22 protein-coding genes and 1 other annotated feature are annotated in these 19237 nt (G+C 39.0%); of the genes, 15 read left to right on the forward strand and 7 right to left on the reverse strand.

Features of this window, described 5'->3' with window-relative positions:
- Nucleotides 1-294: 294 nt before the first annotated feature.
- From ehuD to ehuB, 3 genes are all read right to left on the reverse strand, one after another.
- Nucleotides 295-1017, reverse strand: a complete 723-nt coding sequence (gene ehuD, locus IEV74_RS14420) for an ectoine/hydroxyectoine ABC transporter permease subunit EhuD (RefSeq protein ID WP_188456079.1) — start codon at nt 1015-1017, stop codon at nt 295-297.
- On the reverse strand, nt 1014-1676 hold the full coding sequence (locus tag IEV74_RS14425; protein ID WP_188456080.1) for an amino acid ABC transporter permease: 663 nt from the start codon (nt 1674-1676) through the stop codon (nt 1014-1016). The genes ehuD and IEV74_RS14425 overlap by 4 nt, the downstream gene beginning before the upstream one ends.
- 162 nt (nt 1677-1838) lie before the next feature.
- The gene (gene ehuB, locus IEV74_RS14430) at nt 1839-2714 is read right to left on the reverse strand and encodes an ectoine/hydroxyectoine ABC transporter substrate-binding protein EhuB (RefSeq protein ID WP_188456081.1); all 876 of its coding nucleotides are present in this window, start codon (nt 2712-2714) and stop codon (nt 1839-1841) included.
- A 439-nt stretch (nt 2715-3153) separates the two neighbouring features.
- Between ehuB and IEV74_RS14435 the strand changes: the two genes are divergently transcribed.
- From IEV74_RS14435 to ytzI, 3 genes are read left to right on the forward strand one after another with little or no spacing between them, the layout of a single operon-like run.
- Entirely contained in the window at nt 3154-4068 is a 915-nt protein-coding gene (locus tag IEV74_RS14435) for a ketopantoate reductase family protein (RefSeq protein ID WP_188456082.1), read from the forward strand.
- Between the two features lie 12 nt (nt 4069-4080).
- Nucleotides 4081-4512 carry a GNAT family N-acetyltransferase gene (locus IEV74_RS14440; RefSeq protein ID WP_188456083.1) on the forward strand — a complete coding sequence of 144 codons (432 nt, stop codon included), beginning with the start codon at nt 4081-4083 and terminating at the stop codon, nt 4510-4512.
- Entirely contained in the window at nt 4505-4681 is a 177-nt protein-coding gene (ytzI, locus tag IEV74_RS14445) for a YtzI protein (RefSeq protein ID WP_229683205.1), read from the forward strand. The genes IEV74_RS14440 and ytzI overlap by 8 nt, the downstream gene beginning before the upstream one ends.
- A gap of 20 nt (nt 4682-4701) precedes the next feature.
- On the opposite strand, the gene IEV74_RS14450 is transcribed toward ytzI, so the two are convergent.
- Both IEV74_RS14450 and IEV74_RS14455 read right to left on the reverse strand, forming a co-directional pair.
- Complete coding sequence (locus IEV74_RS14450; protein WP_188456084.1) at nt 4702-5682, reverse strand: ring-cleaving dioxygenase; 981 nt, start codon at nt 5680-5682, stop codon at nt 4702-4704.
- 74 nt (nt 5683-5756) lie between these two features.
- Nucleotides 5757-6311: a M15 family metallopeptidase gene (locus tag IEV74_RS14455; RefSeq protein ID WP_188456085.1), complete on the reverse strand. Its 555-nt coding sequence runs from the start codon at nt 6309-6311 to the stop codon at nt 5757-5759.
- A 147-nt stretch (nt 6312-6458) separates the two neighbouring features.
- On the opposite strand from IEV74_RS14455, the gene IEV74_RS14460 reads away from it, so the two are divergent.
- The 5 genes from IEV74_RS14460 (at nt 6459) to IEV74_RS14480 (ending at nt 9750) form a co-directional block, all read left to right on the forward strand.
- Complete coding sequence (locus IEV74_RS14460) at nt 6459-7082, forward strand: glycerol-3-phosphate acyltransferase (RefSeq protein WP_188456086.1); 624 nt, start codon at nt 6459-6461, stop codon at nt 7080-7082.
- Nucleotides 7083-7101: 19 nt separating this feature from the next.
- Nucleotides 7102-7587: a DUF456 domain-containing protein gene (locus IEV74_RS14465; RefSeq protein ID WP_188456087.1), complete on the forward strand. Its 486-nt coding sequence runs from the start codon at nt 7102-7104 to the stop codon at nt 7585-7587.
- A 433-nt stretch (nt 7588-8020) separates the two neighbouring features.
- Nucleotides 8021-8845 carry a bifunctional hydroxymethylpyrimidine kinase/phosphomethylpyrimidine kinase gene (thiD, locus tag IEV74_RS14470; RefSeq protein ID WP_188456088.1) on the forward strand — a complete coding sequence of 275 codons (825 nt, stop codon included), beginning with the start codon at nt 8021-8023 and terminating at the stop codon, nt 8843-8845.
- Between the two features lie 46 nt (nt 8846-8891).
- On the forward strand, nt 8892-9176 hold the full coding sequence (locus IEV74_RS14475) for a hypothetical protein (RefSeq protein WP_188456089.1): 285 nt from the start codon (nt 8892-8894) through the stop codon (nt 9174-9176).
- Between the two features lie 25 nt (nt 9177-9201).
- Nucleotides 9202-9750, forward strand: a complete 549-nt coding sequence (locus tag IEV74_RS14480; protein WP_188456090.1) for a cysteine hydrolase family protein — start codon at nt 9202-9204, stop codon at nt 9748-9750.
- A gap of 86 nt (nt 9751-9836) precedes the next feature.
- Here the strand turns inward: IEV74_RS14480 and IEV74_RS14485 are convergent, their stop codons facing one another.
- Nucleotides 9837-11117 (reverse strand): MFS transporter, encoded by a 1281-nt coding sequence (locus tag IEV74_RS14485; protein WP_188456091.1) that lies wholly within the window; start codon nt 11115-11117, stop codon nt 9837-9839.
- Nucleotides 11118-11256: 139 nt separating this feature from the next.
- Between IEV74_RS14485 and IEV74_RS14490 the strand changes: the two genes are divergently transcribed.
- The 6 genes from IEV74_RS14490 (at nt 11257) to IEV74_RS14515 (ending at nt 17422) form a co-directional block, all read left to right on the forward strand.
- Entirely contained in the window at nt 11257-11796 is a 540-nt protein-coding gene (locus IEV74_RS14490; RefSeq protein WP_188456092.1) for a GNAT family N-acetyltransferase, read from the forward strand.
- Nucleotides 11797-11841: 45 nt separating this feature from the next.
- Nucleotides 11842-12126: a binding site (T-box leader), on the forward strand.
- 58 nt (nt 12127-12184) lie between these two features.
- Nucleotides 12185-13624, forward strand: a complete 1440-nt coding sequence (gene proS, locus IEV74_RS14495) for a proline--tRNA ligase (protein ID WP_188456093.1) — start codon at nt 12185-12187, stop codon at nt 13622-13624.
- A 392-nt stretch (nt 13625-14016) separates the two neighbouring features.
- Nucleotides 14017-15174: a M20 family metallopeptidase gene (locus IEV74_RS14500; protein ID WP_188456094.1), complete on the forward strand. Its 1158-nt coding sequence runs from the start codon at nt 14017-14019 to the stop codon at nt 15172-15174.
- 63 nt (nt 15175-15237) lie between these two features.
- Nucleotides 15238-16017: a transporter substrate-binding domain-containing protein gene (locus IEV74_RS14505; protein ID WP_188456095.1), complete on the forward strand. Its 780-nt coding sequence runs from the start codon at nt 15238-15240 to the stop codon at nt 16015-16017.
- Nucleotides 16018-16047: 30 nt separating this feature from the next.
- Nucleotides 16048-16707 (forward strand): amino acid ABC transporter permease, encoded by a 660-nt coding sequence (locus IEV74_RS14510; protein ID WP_188456096.1) that lies wholly within the window; start codon nt 16048-16050, stop codon nt 16705-16707.
- On the forward strand, nt 16700-17422 hold the full coding sequence (locus IEV74_RS14515) for an amino acid ABC transporter ATP-binding protein (RefSeq protein WP_188456097.1): 723 nt from the start codon (nt 16700-16702) through the stop codon (nt 17420-17422). The genes IEV74_RS14510 and IEV74_RS14515 overlap by 8 nt, the downstream gene beginning before the upstream one ends.
- 47 nt (nt 17423-17469) lie before the next feature.
- Here the strand turns inward: IEV74_RS14515 and IEV74_RS14520 are convergent, their stop codons facing one another.
- Nucleotides 17470-17949 (reverse strand): glutathione peroxidase, encoded by a 480-nt coding sequence (locus IEV74_RS14520; protein ID WP_188456098.1) that lies wholly within the window; start codon nt 17947-17949, stop codon nt 17470-17472.
- A gap of 216 nt (nt 17950-18165) precedes the next feature.
- Between IEV74_RS14520 and IEV74_RS14525 the strand changes: the two genes are divergently transcribed.
- Entirely contained in the window at nt 18166-19170 is a 1005-nt protein-coding gene (locus IEV74_RS14525; protein WP_229683206.1) for a TAXI family TRAP transporter solute-binding subunit, read from the forward strand.
- Nucleotides 19171-19237 lie beyond the last annotated feature (67 nt).

The raw sequence follows: 19237 nt of genomic DNA on the forward strand, positions 1-19237 counted from the left end.
AGCACATTTCAAGCGTTCTACGGTCCCTTGCTTATGCGTTCATTTCTGTCTAGTTGCACGTGGGCTAGCGACTGCAGGCATAGTCAATTGGCATTCCGAGCGCTAAACCCGTGCGCTCTGCAGCCCCTTGACTATGCCCTCCGTCGCTGGGCGAGCCCGCTGCACTTTTCCCTACCCAGTCGCCTCTGCTTTTGATACATCTAGCTCCGGCTCCTAGAAGCTGCCGTCATAAGCAATGGACACTTCAAGCGCTAAAACCATGCGCTTTACGGTCCCTTGCTTATGCGTCCGCTTCTACCCAGTCGCCTCTGCTTTTGATATTGGTTTACTCCCTGTTGGTGCTTTTTTGTCGAAGCGTCGGTTCATTTTACGTTCCAGTTTATTAATTAGAATTGCTGATGGGTAGCTTAAGATTAAGAATAGGATAGCTACGATGGTTAAGGGCTCTAAATATCTCCAGTTTTCCGCCCCAAAGTTATTTGCCATCTGCAATATTCCTACGACACCAATAGTAGATGCTAGCGGAACCTCCTTAAACATGATAATTAAATAGTTTCCGAGCATTGGAATGGTAGGAGGGATCGCTTGTGGCAGAATAATTTTAGTCCATTTTTTCCCCGTTGAAAAATTTAATGCCCTGGACGCTTCCCATTGTCCTTTATCAACACTATCAATTCCTGATCGGTATACTTCACCGATATACGTACTATAATGGATGCCCAGTCCTAGAACGGCACTTGTAAAAGGGCTAAGCGTCATTCCAATTCCAGGTACCATTGGCCACGCATAATAAATAAAGAATAACTGTACAAGTGGTGGTGTAGATCGGATGAACTCCATGATCCAAAGTAATACCCATCTTATCAATTTAATAGGGATTCTTCGGACGAATGTCCAGATAAATCCAAAGACTAAAGCGAATAGGTAACAAGCAATGGTTAGTCCTATTGTAATACCAAGACCTTCTAATACGTAAGGGAAAGCTTCAAGGAATATATCCCAGCTCCAATTACTCATTGACTAGCCACCCCTTTCTTAGATGCGCTTTCCATTTTTTTCGTTAACCAAATGAATGGTAAAGCAATAATAAAGTAGAATACGAGTACTAACAGATAAACGGTTGGTGCTTGAGATAGGTCAGAGCTTCGTAAAATGTCCCCATAATATAGAATGTCTGTCATACCAATTAAAGAGACAAGGGATGTAGATTTTAACATTAAGATGAGATAGTTACCGAATTCCGGAAGCATCATACGAACCGCTTGAGGGAAAATAACGAGTCTCATGCGTTGAAAGCGTGACATATTTAGTGCCGTTGCAGCTTCCGATTGCCCTTTTGCTACAGACAAAATGGAACTGCGGACGATTTCAGACATATATGCACCATAGTTTAACGAGATTGCTAGTACGCCAGCCCAAAAATCACTGCCTATTTCGATCCCAAATAAGATTGGCAATGCATAGTAAAGCCAAAATAATTGCACGATCAATGATGTCCCGCGAAATATCTCAACATAAAAACCGGTGATTTTACGAAGAATTACATTATTTGAAAGACGACAAAATCCGGCAATAAAGGCCATTAAGTATCCAAGGACTATCGAGGCAAGCAGGACCTTAATGGTAATTTCAACCCCTTTTATCAAGACAGGAAAAACATCAACAATAGCATCCATGGTTTATCACTCCTTTTTTGATAGCTTCTTCAATAGTATGCGCAAGAATAAATAAGAAAGTTGTACATCAAAAGAAGGGTTAAAGCTCTGAAAGCAAAATGAAAGGGTCAGACCCCCTTAGGTGAGGGAGCCGGACCCTATGGAGTCTGTCGCTAATTAAATTTAATACTGTTCGCCGCTGCAAACTCCCTCAGTTGTAATATCTTTTGGAACAGAATTTCCTTCAGCACTAAAACCGTTTGCTTCTAATATTTCATTAACAGTTCCATCTTCTTTTAATTTTGCCAGCTGTTCATTATATGCCTCACGCAGTTCATCATTATCCTTATGAAATGCTGCTGCACCATAGCTTGGAATACCTTCAATATCTGGCTGTTCAAAATCCTCTACAAATTCAAGCTTGTCATTTCCAGAAGACTCTAAAGCCATTTTCACAGTCATTTCAGTACCAGTTGTTGCATCAGCACGGCCAGACTCCACAGCTGAGAATGTTGCTGGAATATCTGAGGCACTTTGGATTTGTTTATCCTCCACACCTTCATGTTTTACATATTCATTTTCTGTGGCGCCGGACATGATTGAAACTGTTGCACCCGATTCCGCGATATCTTTATAGCTGTGCAGGTCCTTAGGGTTTCCTTTTTGAACAATTAGTCCTTCACCATACATCATTTCCGGTTCACCGAAGTCTGCGTTTTCACAACGATCCGGGTTAATAGCCATCCCCGCTGTAATGACATCGAATTTTCCTGCATTTAATCCGGGAATAAGCTGGCCGAATTCAGATAGTTTTCCTTCTATCGTATCAATACCCATTTCTTTAAAAACAGCTGTTGCAATGTCTACTGCTGCACCCTTCAATTCACCATCTTCCTGATATGCATATGGTTTTTCATTTGCAAAACCGACTGTTACGGTACCTTTATCTTTCAGTTCTGCTAATTTACCCTCACCATCGCCACTAGCATCATCTGAACCACATGCCACAAGCAGGATAATGGAGAAACTAAATACCGCCATAAGTATAATTTTCTTCATTTCCAAAAAGACCTCCCTTTTATTTTGAAAAAAGCATTAAGTAAAATAATGTTTATTTAATGCATAGGTCAAAATATTCATGATTTTTTCGTAATTCGCTACTTCCATCATAGGTATTAATTTCTAGTTTTTCTATTGGGGAAAGTAGCGGAGAAACAACTTCAAGCAGACATACCTTAATACTAAAGATACTTTAACTAATACTCAAACGCAGTATTTTTAGATAATTTGGAATAAAATAGCGTATTTATTTCTGAATGAAACTAAGCTGACATATGCAAAAATATGCTTGTATATCATTGCTAATGCTCCCGTATACTCAAAATTTGCTGGAATTGGGATTACTTTCATTTCACTATCATATAATTATTGTTAGACAAATTATCTGAAAAAAGGTACGATACAAATAAAATAAGGATGCTTGTGGAGGGGATACGTTGTGGATGTTGTAGTGGTTGGCGCAGGTGCTTTAGGTGCTTACTTCGGTGGGCGTTTTGAAGAAACTGGGGCTAATGTAACGTTTTTAGTTCGGGAAAAACGTGCTGAACAATTACGGGAAAATGGCATAAAAATTTCCAGTAATCTGGGAGAATATAAAAATGAATCCCCAAACTATGTGACAGATGCGAGAAAGGTAGATCATGCGGACCTTGTTGTAGTCAGCGTTAAGGGCTATCATCTGCCGGGGACACTAGATAGTTTAAAAGTATTGGCGGAAAAAGGTGCGTACGTTCTTCCTGTTTTAAATGGGATTGAACATATTAGTTATTTACAGGATCAGCTTGGGGAAGATGTTGTTCTCGGTGGCCTTTCCTTTATTATCGCGACACTCAATGAGAAGGGACATGTTATCCACTCGGGTGATTTTCATGATCTTATTTTTGGACCGCTGACAAAAACACAAACAAACATCTGTCAGCGGATTGAAAAACTTTGTGATAAGGCGAATATGAATGGAATATACAGTGATTCCATATTACTGGAGCTTTGGAAAAAGTATACATTCATTAACGCATTCTCCGGTATTACAACAGCAGCAAATCTGTCTATCGGACAAATCCGTGAACACGATAGCACGTTTAAAATTGCGGAAACCATCTTACAGGAAATGAAAAATCTTGCTAAGGAATATCATGTTGACATAACAGGTGAAGATATTGAATCGGCAAAGAGTAAACTACTGGGATTGGATAAGGAAGCAACTTCATCGATGCACCAAGATCGCCGCAAAGGATTGACCCTTGAGGTTGATCACCTTCACGGGGGAGCACTTCGATTGGCGAAGGCTGTTGGTTTGGATCTTCCTTATATAGAAACGGTTTATGGTCTGATAAAGCCATTTGAGAATGCGTAAGGGGCAAGTAAATTGTATAAATTAAGAGAAGCTGGATATGAGGATTTTTCCGAGGTTTCCAGAATAAATAATACGAAAAAGAATAGTCATTTAACTGATACTTATTTTCAACTAGACAAGACTAGCTTTACTGCAATTATGGAAGCGGAAAATAGAAAACTCTATTTGGTTGAGAAAAATGGGAGTATTGCTGCCTTCCTATTATTTCGGATTGACCACGGTTCACGGACAATTTTTATTGAAGAGCTTTCCATTGATGCTGATTTCGAGAAAAAGGGCCTTGATGAACATCTGTATCAAAAAGTGGAGCGATTTGCCGGGAAGAAAGGAATCAGTCAACTTTTTGCAGCAATAACAACGAAGAATACGGGTGTACATCAGTTTTTTGAACAAAAAGGCTGGAAACGGGAAAAAGAAGTTTATGTATTAAACATGAATGAATAAGCAAGGAGTAAAGTTAATGTTCGCATATATTGCAATTGCAGTGGTAATTATGCTTGTGGTGTTACTATTAACGCTGGTTTCCATTTCTAAAGGGTATAATTATAAACATACCGTTGATCCAATGCCAGAAGAAACGGATGAAGCAACTGGAACGGTAAACAAGCAGTGATTCGAAAAAGACCGCACATTCTAATGCGGTCTTTTCGTATCCAATGGTTTTAATTTCGCTTCAATTTCCTCGCGGCGATCCTCGAAAAAAGGCGGCAATGCAAGAGATTCCCCTAAATGATCAATAGCTTCGTCAGTTGCAAACCCTGGTCCGTCTGTAGCTAATTCGAATAGAATGCCATTCGGTTCTCTGAAATACAATGATTTGAAATAGAAGCGGTCCACTAAACCGGAATTTGGTACGCGCTGCGTCTGTATACGTTCCCGCCATTTTGCTAATTCTGCTTCGTCTTTTACACGAAATGCAACATGGTGAACACTGCCACGTCCAGGCCGTTCTTTAGGTAAATCATTCCGTTCTTCCAAATGTATCTCTGCACCTGTCCCACCTTCACCGGTTGCAAACACAAGGATGTCCGGTTGTCCTTTTGCGGATGATGGATAGCTGTTCACCTGTTTGAATGTCAGCAATTCAGTTAATGCTGTAATCGTTGGGGCCGGGTTATTTACTGTAAGCTTCACAGGTCCTAGACCAAGAATGCCTTTATCAGCTGGAACAGTGCTGTTTGCCCATGGGTTTCCGCCTTGTACTCCAACATTTGTTTCATCCGATACAAGTGTTAATCGTTGTTTTTCAGGATCCCGAAAATGAATAACATTGCGCTCATTCTCTATTGTTATCCCATCATTGTCCACATTATATTCATTTAGCCGATTGTGCCAATACTCTAAAGCCTGATCATTAGGGACACGTAAGGAAGTATCTGAAATACTGCTAACTCCAGGATAGGTAGTGCCTGCACGAGGTATTTCAAAATAGGTTAAGTCTGTACCAGGATTTCCTTTTTCATCAGCATAAAATAAATGATATACCGATGTATCGTCCTGATTAACTGTCTTTTTCACTAGCCTCATTCCAAGTATTTCTGTATAGAAATGATAATTTTGCTTTGCATTAGCCGTTATTGCGGATACATGATGGATTCCTTTAAGCTGCTCCATTACGATATCCTCCTTATAATTTATTTTGAATTCAAGATAATTTTAGTATAAAATGCTGCAATATTGATTGTCTATTATTTTGCTTTTGGCCTTAATCCATTTTTCAGTTGACGAATACTTAGTCCAAAGTCCATCTGTAAATGGGGGTAATCTTTAAAATGATGCCAATCCCCACCCCAGGTAAAACCCATGTCTTTTGCAAGATCAGCTACCTCAAACCAGTCGGATTTATCGTTGTTGTTTCCATCATAATGAATATCCCAAATAAGTTCTCCTTCTTGATTTTCCAAGGCATAATCAAAAGCTAATCCATAATTGTGATAGGATTCTCCGCCTTTTGCGTGTGTCACAACGTCTCCCTCTTTTACACGTCCTTGTCTATATAATTCATTCTGCTGTTTAATGGAGCGGACCTTTTCAGTAATGATAACAGTAATGCCAATCTTGGATGCTTTTTTTAGCAGAATGTCTTTCTTCTCCTCAACGATAGGGTGCAGTTCTGCTGGCAATGCTGCATCTTCCCCGAAATCTGTGTATTTATTATTAACTTGATTGTAGGCAATGATGATGAGTGTAAAGAATAGAATGATGATAACCCAGGTTAGGATATCTTTATTTATCTTTTTCAATAGTTTCGTACTCCTTTAGATGAAATCATAATGAAACTGTTCGAGGTATGTTTTCGTAAATAACCATGGGTAACAGTCTATACAAAACGTGTAATGCGCTTGTCGACATAATATATTATATATAGAATGAACGAAAGGGGGAAAACGATGTATTATCTTCTAAGTATTGTTATTGGCTATTTGTTTGGAAGTATTCATGGTTCACAGTTAGTCGGAAAGTATAAAAAAATAGATATAAAAAATGCTGGCGTAAAAAATGCCGGTGCATCCAATACAACGATTTTATTAGGGTGGAAGTATGGCATTTTTGTTGCACTTATCGATATTTTTAAAGCGACTTTATCCATTATTTTATTATTATTTATTTTAAATGAATACGGGATTACTGGTGATACCCAAACACTGCTTGTATACATCAATGCACTTTTTGTAATTATTGGTCATAATTATTCGATTGCCATGAAATTTAGTGGTGGGAAGGGTACAGCGTCGTTAGTAGGCGCGCTGCTGGCTATAGATTGGAAAATTGCTGTGATTGGAATTGGTATTCTGCTCATTTTAACCTTTGCAACTGATTACCTGGTTATTGGTGTTTTGTTTATGTACATTTCATTTTTAGTTACGACGTATTATTTTTTCGGGATAGAACCTGCAGTGATTGTGATATTGCTTTCGGTTTTATCCATAATGAAACATATGGAGAATTATAAACGTATTATTGCAAAGGAAGAAAAAAAGCTATCTAGCTTTTTTCAAAAAGATGCAAAGTAAATAATTGATGGAGGTAGACATGCTGGATATTATCATATGGATTGTCATTGCGGCTCTATTTATTTTGAGTTTTGTTGGGATCGTTTTTCCGATTATCCCATCTCCGCTTGTTCTATGGGGTGGCTTTTTACTATATCATTTTGTAATCAATGCGGACGAATTAACGACAATTTTCTGGATTGCAATGGCGATATTGACAGTCATCCTTATCGTATCCGATATAATAGCAAACAGTTATTTTGTTAAGAAATTTGGTGGAAGTAAGTGGGGAGAACGCGGTGCGGCAATTGCGGTTATCATTGGATCGTTTGTCATTCCGCCATTTGGGATTCTAATTTTACCATTTATTGCTGTTTTTGTTATAGAATTGATTCAGAAGCGAACGGCAAAAGAGGCTATTCAAGCGTCCATTGGCTCGCTGATTGGATTCTTAGGTGGTGCAGTGGCAAAAGTAGTTATACAGCTGATCATGATTGTATGGTTTTTTGTTGTCGTATTTGTTTAACCAAAAGCTATTTTCGTAAATTTTGTTGCATTATTGTGCAGTATCCGTAAAATGCGACGTAAATACTTGTGGTGATTTTGCATTATTTTGGACGCTCTTTGGTCCCGCAGCCCGTATACACTTCGCTTTCCGTGGGCGGCTGATGAGCCTCCTCACGCTGACGCGCTCCGGGGTCTCACCGATGCCTCATCTCCCACAGGAGTCTCCGTGTATACGGGCTGCTAGTATGAGGGTAAATGATTTTTCTATTTCGTTCTACTCATCATTGCAATGAGATTATAATGCACTACATATGATATTGTCGGTTATTTTATAATATTCTCAAGCTAGTTTTAATTTAACGGAATATGAATTATTCCTTACGTCGCATTATATGTCTTATGTGTAAATACAACATTCTTTTAGAAAACATTCCGAGAAAGGGGGATTTTTTATGGATAAACCACCACGAGTGTTAACAATTGCAGGTTCTGCAGCTGGTGGGAGCGCTGGTATTCAAGCGGATCTTAAAACATTTCAGGAACTAGATGTGTATGGAATGAGTGTCGTTACGGCAATAGTGGCTAGACATCCTGTTACGAATAAAAATGTACACCCTCAAACCATTGAAGCAATAGAAGCGCAATACGCAACAGCTGTCGACCAGGTTGGAGTAGACGCATTAAAAACAGGAATGCTATTTTCCAAGGAAGTAATTGAGAAAACCACAGAAATTATTAGCGGGTCGGACACGCAGCATATTGTTATTGATCCAGTTATGGTAGGAAAGCTGGATTCGAAATTGTTGGAGGACGATGCTATTGAAGCGATGAGGGACAAACTCATCCCTCTAGCAACTATAATTACACCAAACATGCCTGAAGCGTCATTTTTGTTAGACGGACGTACTTTAAATAACGTTGATGATTTAAAACAAGCCGCTGTCGAATTGCATCAATTAGGTCCAAAGTATGTTTTAGTTAAAGGTGGAAGATTAAAGGGTCCGGCTATTGATATTCTTTATGATGGAAAAACGTTTACTTCTTTTGAGGCCCTAAGGATTGATACGGTTAATACAAGCGGGGCTGGATGTACATACTCTGCCGCTATTACTGCTGAGCTTGCAAAAGGGAAAACAGTGGCAGAAGCAGTAAGGTCGGCCAAAAGCTTTGTGACAACAGCAATTGAATATGGTTTTACCTATACAGATAAAGTTGGCCCAACCTATCATGCAGCATTACGAACAAAAGGAGAACGACACAAAATTATCTTAAAATAGTGGGACAGAACCCTTGTCCCAGAATAAACTTTGGAGGGATTTTGCAATGAATCATGAACATGAAGACCATCGTCACGAGACAGTAAGTGTAACGGAAAAAGAGGATTTGTTAGGCTTAATTCATATGAGGTTCGGTAGTGTTCCCGACGATATTAAAGAAAAGATAATGGCAATTGGCGATTTGGATGTATTGGATCGTTTATTTCTAATTGCTGTTAACGCTGCTAACTGGGATGTATTTGTTTCTGAATTAAATGAAGGAAAGAATTCATTTAAAATGGTAGGCGATGGATTTGACCCATTAGCAGAAATAAATAAAAGAGACGAATAAGGCCTTGCAAAGGGGGATGGATAGGATGAAACGAGCTTTAATCAACATCGATTATACCAATGATTTCGTTGCTGATAATGGGAAACTCTCGTGCGGTAAACCGGGACAGGCAATTGAGGAAAAGATTGTATCGCTGACAAAGGAGTTTATTAACACAGGGGATTATGTTGTATTTGCGATTGATGCGCATACCGATGGGGACCAGCATCATCCGGAATCTGTATTATTTCCTCCTCATAATCTTATAGGTACAAAAGGCCGCAATCTTTATGGTGAATTAGCAACCGTTTATCAGGAATATAAGGATAACAAAAATGTTTATTATTTTGATAAAACCCGCTATAGCGCCTTTGCAGGAACAGATTTAGAGATTAAACTCCGTGAGAGAGGAATTAATGAAGTTCATTTGGTTGGAGTTTGTACCGATATTTGTGTGCTGCATACTGCTGTTGATGCTTATAATAAAGGGTTTCATATTGTTGTACACAGGGATGCAGTTGCAAGCTTTAATGAAGCAGGACATGAATGGGCGTTAGGGCATTTTGCGAATACGTTGGGTGCAAAAGTTATTTAGATGAAAGGCAAAGGGATAGCCCTTGCCTTTCATTTTAAGTTTAATAGCTCTAATTGGTGCTAGCGATTTTTTCACATATTGCAGCTTTAATTTTGTTCAGATATATTCAACTGCTTGTCAGTAAAGTCCAATCCAAACGTTTCCGGTGATAATGCTTCCGCTTTTGGTAAATTACGTAATCCGGGGTGAATTAACCAAACTAATGAAACAAAGGATAGTCCAAGCCCTGTAATAGCAAAAATGATTGTGCTATTAGTAATCGTTGCAAAATATCCTCCTGCTAACGAACCGATCGGCATGGCAATTGTACTCATGCTGGCGGATACTGAATTAACCCTGCCGAGAAGTCTGTTCGGTACAACGGTTTGGATAGTTGCAGCGAATATGACATTAGTACCGCCAACCGGTATCCAGGCAATCCCATACAAAATAATAGCAGCATATGTCCAAGGCAGTAAGCTAGATATAATCCATAATATGGAGGCAATCAAAAAAGCACAGATGGTAAAGAGTCCAACGCGGAATCTTCCCATTCGAGATGCAAAAAGTGCACCAATTAAGGCACCCATTGATATTGCTGCTAAATATAACCCATATATTTCTGATCCACCACGGTTATCAGCAAATGCTGGTAAAATTGCAAGCATACCACCTATTGCAGCATTTGCAACAATGGAACCAATTAAGAAGGTAGCCATTAAAGAACCAAATACAATGGAAAAGCCCTCTTTTAACTCTGTAAGATAGGTTCCTGCAGCATGTATAATCCCTTTTTTATGTGTTATCCTTTCTTCTGCCGATGCAGGGATTTTCAATGAAGCAAACAGGATAGCTGCGATAGCGAATGTTATTGAATCCATCAGATAAAGTGTAATAGCCCCAACAAAGGCTACTAGTATGCCTGAAATTGCATTAAAAACTAAATCTATACCCTGATATGCAAAAGAGAAATATGAATTTCCCTTTACTAACTCTTTCTTAGTTAAGATTAAGGGCAATGCTTTTGTTTGTGATGGATAAGCGAATTGTTCAATGAATGACACAATTGGCATGATGATAAGAACAAGCTGAATGGTTAACACATGAAAGTAATAAGCTGCCGGGATAATTAAAATAAGTATTGCTTGAAGTATTTGCGTAATCATTAATGTCCGTTTGATTGGCCAACGATCAACAAAAGGACCAGTAATAAATTGTAAAGATGAAGGGAGAAGCGTTAAAAATCCTGCTAGCCCTGAATAAAATGCATTTCCACCTAAACTATAAACTAACCACATTGCGGCAACATAATATATACTATCACCAATATTTGTTATAATTCTTCCTATAAATAATACGAAGAAATTTTTATTTTTTAATATACTCACTTTGTCGTCTCTCCCAGCATCTTTTTATGTATAAGTTTAGCAGGATGACATAGTTATGTAACGGCTGTAAGTTTGAATTTGACTCATACTTAGGACTGATATCTTTTTATAAAATAATCCTGAATGGGGGTACAATTTTATGAGGGAACTTTTTTTAACGGATCGTTTCGACGAGTATTCGGTTAGAGTGGCAAAGGTAGACGATACAAATGATGTACTGCAGCTTTTGCGAAATGTCGCATTTTGGCTTGAGAAAAAAGGTATTCAGCAGTGGGAATATTTACGAAATGGCGGTGAAGACGGCGAAATAAGACAGGATATTACGTCGGGTACTACATATGTGGTTGAAGATAATGATAAAAACATAGTTGCCACTTTTAATCTTTCACCTAACCAAAATGAGTGGGATGTAGCAATTTGGGGTGAACGAAAGGACAATGCTTATTATTTACACCGACTTGCAGTGAGCAGAGACCATAGCGATAATCAGATTGGCAGCAAACTGTTGCATTGGATTGATGAGAATAATAGTATTAGTGAGGGATATTTACGTCTGGACTGTATTGCTAGTAATCCAGTATTAAACCGGTATTACGAGGAAGCGGGATATACTTTTATCGGATGTACTGGTGAAGGGGAAAACACGTTCTCAAGGTTTGAAAAGGTTATGAAGGAGTAGGGCTTGACATTACTTTCACATCACTATATATTTAAAAATACAATATAGGAAACGTTGATAAGGAATAGTACAATTCAGTTGTCTTTGAAAGAGAGGAAATGGCCGGTGTGAATTTCCAAAGACACGAATTGGAACCTGCCTTTAAGTTCGCTATTCTTTCGGCAAATTTGCTGTGAGATAAAGCGCGGTTTATAACCGTTATCACGCAGAGTGGCAAGATGGAAGCCAGAGACCAGATGTTAAAGGGCGACAGTTTATTTAACATTGGCTCATATAACACGGTTTTCCTTTTGCAAACAAGGGTGGTACCACCAGACCTCGGTCCCTTATTATAGGGATACGAGGTCTTTTATATATTTTAATAAATTTTCTTAAAGAGGTGTTCAGTATGGGTAAGAAAAATAAACAGTTTGTGGAAAAAATTACGGCAATGGAAGATGACTTTGCCCAATGGTATACAGATGTCGTCAAACAAGCTGAGTTGGTTGACTATGGACAAGTTCGAGGGACAATGATTATTAAGCCATATGGTTATGCCATTTGGGAAAATATTCGCGATGAATTGGATAGGAAGTTTAAAGAAACAGGGCATTCCAATGTTGCCTTTCCATTATTTATTCCAGAAAGTCTGCTCCAAAAAGAAAAGGACCATGTAGAGGGTTTTGCCCCTGAAGTTGCTTGGGTTACACATGGTGGGGATGAAGAATTAGCCGAAAGAATTGCAGTTCGTCCAACCTCGGAGGTACTTTTCTGTGACTATTATTCAAAAAATATACATTCATACCGTGACCTTCCAAAATTGTATAATCAATGGGGGAATGTGGTTCGCTGGGAAAAAACAACCCGCCCATTCCTGCGTTCATCTGAATTCCATTGGCAGGAAGGACATACGGCACATGCGACTGATGAGGATGCATCTGAAGAAACGAATAAAATGCTTGGTGTTTATGCAGACCTTGTAGAACAATATCTAGCTATTCCAGTTTATAAAGGCCGCAAAACGGATAAGGAGAAATTCGCCGGCGCTAAGTATACCTTAACAATTGAAAGCTTAATGCATGATGGAAAAGCTCTGCAATCCGGGACATCCCATCATTTTGGCTCAGGTTTTGCTGAAGCGTTTGACATTACGTATTTAGACGAGAACGGCAAAAGCCAGTTTGTCCATCAAACATCATGGGGGCTTTCCACACGGATCATGGGTGCATTAATCATGGTACATGGTGATAATCGCGGTTTGGTCATCCCGCCACGAATTGCACCAACACAGGCAATGATTGTACCAATTGCACAACACAAAGAAGGCGTATTGGATAAGGCATACGAATTACGCGATAAGTTAAAAGAAATCATTCGCGTGGATATCGACGCCAGTGATAAAATGCCGGGCTGGAAATTCAACGAATACGAAATGAAAGGTATTCCCGTCCGCGTTGAAATGGGTCCAAAAGATATTGAAAAAGAACAAGTCGTATTAGTCCGCCGTGATACCGGTGATAAAGAATTCGTTGCACTTAGTGACCTGGAGGACCGTTTACCTGCATTGTTGGAAGAAATACAGCAGGGACTATTTGATAAAGCCTTGGCACACCGCAACGAAAAAACCACCATTGCAAAGGATATGGAAGAATTTAAACAAACGCTTGATCAAAAAACAGGATTCATTAAAGCAATGTGGTGCGGAGATCAAGAATGCGAAGAAAAGATTAAAGAAGAGACAGCTGCAACATCACGCTGTATTCCATTTGAACAAGAGAAAGTGTCAGATACATGTGTATGCTGCGGCAAGGAAGCAAAAGAATTAGTTTATTGGGCAAAAGCATATTAATAATATAAACGAGCGCGTGAAGCAGCGCTCGTTTTTTTATGTTGCATCAACCGGAGAGAGGAAACATCAACCGGAGAGAGGAAACATCAACCGGAGAGAGGAAACATCAACCGGAGAGAGGAAACATCAACCGGAGAGAGGAAACATCAACCGGAGAGAGGAAACATCAACCGGAGAGAGCAAACATCAACCGGAGAGAGCAAACATCAACCGGAGAGAGCAAACATCAACCGGAGAGAGGAAACATCAACCGGAGAGAGCAAACATCAACCACAGGGAGCAAAACCCTATCCACTCAAAAATTATGTAAAAAAACTATTGCATTTCCTGATTCATTCGTGGTATAAATATACATATTAAATTATAAATATGCATAATGAAGGTGATTTTTTATGAAGCACAAATTGAGTGAGGAAATAAAGAAGATAGAACAACAGCTTTGGAATATGAGTGATCATTTATATAAAAATCCAGAACTTGGCGATCAGGAATTTGAGTCATCACAACTGCTCATAGATTTTTTACAAAAGCATCAATTTAACATACAAAAAGGTATCGTAAACAGACCGACCGCTTTTAAAGCGGAATTTAACAGCGGGAGACCTGGACCTGCCATTGCATATTTAGCTGAATATGATGCGTTACCTGGTGTGGGTCATGGATGCGGGCATAATTTAATTGGCACGATGAGTGCTGGTGCGGGTGTCATCCTTAGTAAACTAGTATCGGAAACTGGTGGAAGGATTATCGTTCTAGGGACACCGGCTGAAGAAACGAATGGCGCAAAAGTACCAATGAGCGAAGAGGGAGTTTTTGAGGACATTGACGTTGCGATGATCTTACATCCTTCTGATCAGTCATATGTAAGTGGCGATTCGCTTGCGATGGATGCAATTCAGTTCACTTATACAGGGAAGTCCTCACATGCCGCAGCTTCACCTGAGAAAGGGATTAACGCGCTTGATAGTGTTATCCAGTTATTTAACGGAATCAATGCATTACGAGAGCATGTTCCCTTAGACGTCCGTATTCATGGCATCATTTCAGAAGGCGGGCAAGCGGCAAATGTAGTGCCTGACAAAGCCGTTGCACAATTCTATGTTCGTGCCAAAGAACGTCCATTGTTAAATGAAATAGTCGAAAAGGTGAAAGCAATTGCCAATGGCGCAGCACTTATGACAGGTGCTGAACTTAAGATTTCCAATTATGAATTAAGCTATGACAACATGATTACAAATAACACACTATCTGAAGCATTTACAAAAAATCTGCAAGAAACAGATGCACAGACCATTCATCAGGCTAAAGCAAGTTACGGTTCAATAGACATGGGAAACGTCAGTCAGGTTGTTCCGGCAATTCATCCATATATAGGTTTATATAAGCCAGGGCTAATAGCACATACAAAGGAATTCGCGGATATAACCATTACAAACGTGGGACATCAAATTTTATCCAATGGGGCACTCTCATTAGCCCAAACTGGATATGATATTTTGACAGAAACTGAATTACTGGAAGAAATCAAACGCGAATTTAAAAGCAAATAATTTTTATTCGCACAAACGCATAAAAATGCAAACAATTTTATAAACATAAGGAGCGTATAACATATGAAATTCTCATTTGGTAAAATAATTGTTTTTTTAATAGTAATTAGTACACTGGCGGCTTGTGGCAGTGATAATAGTGCAAGCTCAGAAACTAGTAATTCAGAAAACGACAAGATTTTAAAAATGGCAACCTCGGCGGACTTCCCTCCATTTGAGTCCCGTGATACGGAAGGGGATTTCGAAGGCTTTGATATCGATTTAGCCAACATGATCGCAGATGAACTAGGATATGAGTTACAGATTGAAGATATGAAGTTTGATGGGTTAGTGGGGTCTTTGCAAGCGAAGCGTGTTGATATGGTAATGGCTGGGATGAGTGCAACGGAGAAGCGTAAAAAGAATGTAGATTTCTCTACCGAATATAATCGTTCAGGCGAAATGTTTATTAGTTTGCCAGATTCCAAGAATAAAACGTTAGAAGATTTAAAAGGGAAAACGGTTGGTGTTCAATTAGGCACGATTCAAGAAGAGGGTGCAGAAATATTAAGTGAAGAATATGGATTTAAGGTTAAAAAGGTTGATAATGCCAATATCCTAATCCAGGAACTAAAATCAAATCGTATTGATGTGGCCTATATGGATAAAACGGTTGCAGTCGGTTATATAAAAGAGCAAGATTTAGAAGGATTTGATGATCCTACAACAAGTTCACCAGGAATGGCAATTGCTTTTCCAAAGGATAGTGACCTAGTAAAAGACGTAAACCAAGTGCTAAAAAAATTACAGGAAAACGGAAAGCTGCAAGAATTAAAGGATAAGTGGCTGTCGGAAATACAGTAAAATTCAACTAGAGAGACGAGGTGTTAAGGCATGAATTTGGATTTCAGCCAAATCGTGCCTTATATTCCTTTTATGCTGGAAGGAATATGGGTCACATTAAAATTTGTAAGTGTATGTATAATAGCAGGATTTATTTTGGGGACGTTACTAGCTTTATGTAAAATTACGAATAATCCCTTTTTCAAGTGGTTTGCAAATGCATATACATCCATTTTTCGCGGTACACCCTTAATTTTGCAATTAATGATTATTTACTTTGCTGTTCCGCAACTAACAGGGTATGATATATCGCCATTTCTCTCCGCGGTGTTAGCATTTGGATTAAATTCGGCGGCATATGTGTCTGAAATAATCCGTGCTGGCATCTTGGCAGTTGATAAGGGTCAAACAGAGGCTGCACAAGCATTAGGCGTTCCATACAAACTAATGATGAGAAATATTATATTGCCACAAGCGTTGAAAAATATTTTACCTGCATTAATGAACGAATTTATTACATTAACGAAGGAATCCGCTATCGTTTCAGTTATAGGTTATTTAGATTTAATGAGGCGTGCACAAATTGTCGGTGCAGATACGTTTCATAATTTCGAGCCATTATTATTTGCCGGTGTTATTTATTGGGTAATGGTTTACGTATTAACCTCGGCAGGTAAGGTTGTCGAACGGAGGATGAGACTAAGTGATTAAAGTGAAGAATTTAATTAAAAACTTTGATAAAAATATTGTCCTAAAGAACATCCAGACAACGTTTAGACAGGGAGAAGTTGTTGCGATCATTGGTCCATCAGGTTCTGGTAAATCAACTTTATTACGTTGCTTAAATCTTTTGGAGCAGCCGACATCTGGAACTATTCTGGTAAACGATGAAGAGATTACCGCTTCCGAATCAGATAAGATGGAAATTAGAAAAAATATCGGTATGGTATTCCAGCACTTTCATTTATTTCCCCACATGACCGTCCTGGAAAACGTTACCTATGCCCCGCAAAAAGTGAAAAAAGTGAAAAAGGCAGAGGCGGAATCAATTGCCAAACAGTTAATCGAAAAGGTTGGTCTATCCGATAAAATGGATGCATACCCAAATCGACTGTCAGGCGGTCAAAAACAGCGTGTGGCAATAGCTAGGGCGCTTGCAATGGATCCCGCAGTCATGTTATTCGATGAACCAACCTCAGCACTCGATCCAGAAATGGTTAAGGAAGTACTGGATGTAATGAAGGATCTTGCACAAACCGGGATGACGATGATCGTCGTGACACATGAAATGAATTTTGCAAAAGAGGTTGCTGACCGAATACTGTTTTTAGATGAAGGAAAGTTAATAGAGGAAGGGGAACCTGCTCTATTTTTTAACAACCCCGGTACAGAGCGAGCAAAACAATTTTTAGATAAAATACTATAATAAAAGGACCTTTCCATCAGCCAATCAGCAATGGAAAGGTCCTTTTATTATTCATCTAATGCATTTTCAATATCTTTTTGCAGGTTTTCAGGCTTCGTCTGCGGTGCATAACGATTAATAACCTCGCCATTTCTATCAATTAAAAACTTGGTGAAATTCCATTTAATTTGTTTCGTAAGCATTCCAGGTACTTCTTTTGTAAGATAAACAAATAATGGATGTGCATTGTCTCCTTTAACATCTACTTTACTGAACATCTGGAAAGTTACACCATAATTTCGTTCGCAAAAGGCAGATATTTCCTTATCGTTACCAGGATCCTGATTGTTAAACTGGTTGCAAGGGAAACCAATAATTTCCAATCCCTGATTATTATACTGTTCGTACAGAGTCTGTAATCCTTCAAATTGTGGTGTAAAACCACATTCACTCGCTGTATTCACAATAAGAAGAACTTTTCCTTTGTAATCGTTTAATGATTTATCATCACCCATAATTGTTTTTGCTGAAAAATGATAAATGGACAAGCAAATCAGCTCCTTAAATTAAAGGATAGCAACATAATAAGAAGGTGTCAAAAATGCAGCTGATACATTTTGCAATTTTCTTAAAACTTGAAGAATGGGCGAAAAAAAGGTAAAATACATAATAAAACGTTTTCAATATGGAAAACTGTTTTGATTTTAATCATGTTGCTTTACTAGTAATATGATTTGAATAAAAAATACAAAGGGGGAGTTATTTTGAGAAAAAGAACTCTATTTTTACTTGTCCTGATTCTTGCTATTGGCATGGTTTTAAGTGCTTGCGGTGAGAGCGGCAAAGGATCCGGCGGCGATGATGCTAAGGAGAAGGAAGCTGTGACAAACCTTACCATGGGGACCGGTAGTGTCGGTGGTGTTTACTATCCGCTTGGCGCTGAAATGGCTACTCTATGGAAGAACAACATTGATGTTGATGGATTCGATGTCAGTTCGGTAGAGTCAGGTGCTTCCGTTGAAAACATAGCTAAAATACAGGGTGGGGATTTCCAGCTTGGTATCGCACAAAACACTACATTGATTGATGCTGTTGACCAAGCAGGGGAATTCGAAGGAAAAGATTCCAGCGATGTAGCTGTTATTGCTTCTCTTTATCCTGAAGCGGTTCAAGTAGCTACGTTAGAGTCAACTGGAATAGAATCAATCGCGGACTTAAAAGGTAAAAAAGTTGCAGTTGGACCTCCAGGTGGAGCGACTCGTGCAGCAGCCGAGTTAATTTTGAAGGCATATGGTATTGAAGAAGGCGACTATGAAGCATATGAAGAAGGCTTTGGTGACGCTAAAAGTAAACTGCAAAACGGAACAATCGATGCTTCTATTGAGGTTGTAGGTGTTCCATCTTCATCAACTGATGAGCTGCAGGCTGCTACAAAAGAGGTTAAGTTCCTTGATATTGAAGGAGACGCTTTACAAGAAGTAGTAGACAATAGCCAATACGAGGCATATACGGTTGAACCGGGAACATATGAGTGGCAAAAAGAGCCTGTTCAAACAGTAACCGCAATGGCTTTGCTTCTTGGATCAAAATCAGCAATTAGTGAAGATCTTGCTTATGATTTAACGAAGACATTGTTTGAAAAAGGTGGCGACATGACGATTGCCCAAGCAAAATTAATTACAGAAGATAGTGCATTAACTGGTGTCGGTGATTTGCCGCTTCACCCAGGTGCAGAGAAATATTATAAAGAAGTCGGTATTATTGAATAATAGAAAGAACCGGACACGATTGTCCGGTTCTTTCACCTCAAAATACAGACAAGCGGAATGGAGGGGA

It is taken from the genome of Virgibacillus oceani, from assembly GCF_014638995.1.
Classification (GTDB): domain Bacteria; phylum Bacillota; class Bacilli; order Bacillales; family Amphibacillaceae; genus Virgibacillus_E; species Virgibacillus_E oceani.

Excerpts from the sequence above, each read along its gene's own strand:
- ehuD (WP_188456079.1), bottom strand. The coding sequence starts at position 1,017 with ATGAGTAATTGGAGCTGGGATATATTCCTTGAAGCTTTCCCTTACGTA.
- IEV74_RS14425 (WP_188456080.1), bottom strand. The coding sequence starts at position 1,676 with ATGGATGCTATTGTTGATGTTTTTCCTGTCTTGATAAAAGGGGTTGAA.
- ehuB (WP_188456081.1), bottom strand. The coding sequence starts at position 2,714 with ATGAAGAAAATTATACTTATGGCGGTATTTAGTTTCTCCATTATCCTG.
- ytzI (WP_229683205.1), top strand. The coding sequence starts at position 4,505 with ATGAATAAGCAAGGAGTAAAGTTAATGTTCGCATATATTGCAATTGCA.
- IEV74_RS14450 (WP_188456084.1), bottom strand. The coding sequence starts at position 5,682 with ATGGAGCAGCTTAAAGGAATCCATCATGTATCCGCAATAACGGCTAAT.
- IEV74_RS14460 (WP_188456086.1), top strand. The coding sequence starts at position 6,459 with ATGTATTATCTTCTAAGTATTGTTATTGGCTATTTGTTTGGAAGTATT.
- IEV74_RS14465 (WP_188456087.1), top strand. The coding sequence starts at position 7,102 with ATGCTGGATATTATCATATGGATTGTCATTGCGGCTCTATTTATTTTG.
- thiD (WP_188456088.1), top strand. The coding sequence starts at position 8,021 with ATGGATAAACCACCACGAGTGTTAACAATTGCAGGTTCTGCAGCTGGT.
- IEV74_RS14475 (WP_188456089.1), top strand. The coding sequence starts at position 8,892 with ATGAATCATGAACATGAAGACCATCGTCACGAGACAGTAAGTGTAACG.
- IEV74_RS14480 (WP_188456090.1), top strand. The coding sequence starts at position 9,202 with ATGAAACGAGCTTTAATCAACATCGATTATACCAATGATTTCGTTGCT.
- IEV74_RS14490 (WP_188456092.1), top strand. The coding sequence starts at position 11,257 with ATGAGGGAACTTTTTTTAACGGATCGTTTCGACGAGTATTCGGTTAGA.
- proS (WP_188456093.1), top strand. The coding sequence starts at position 12,185 with ATGGGTAAGAAAAATAAACAGTTTGTGGAAAAAATTACGGCAATGGAA.
- IEV74_RS14500 (WP_188456094.1), top strand. The coding sequence starts at position 14,017 with ATGAAGCACAAATTGAGTGAGGAAATAAAGAAGATAGAACAACAGCTT.
- IEV74_RS14505 (WP_188456095.1), top strand. The coding sequence starts at position 15,238 with ATGAAATTCTCATTTGGTAAAATAATTGTTTTTTTAATAGTAATTAGT.
- IEV74_RS14510 (WP_188456096.1), top strand. The coding sequence starts at position 16,048 with ATGAATTTGGATTTCAGCCAAATCGTGCCTTATATTCCTTTTATGCTG.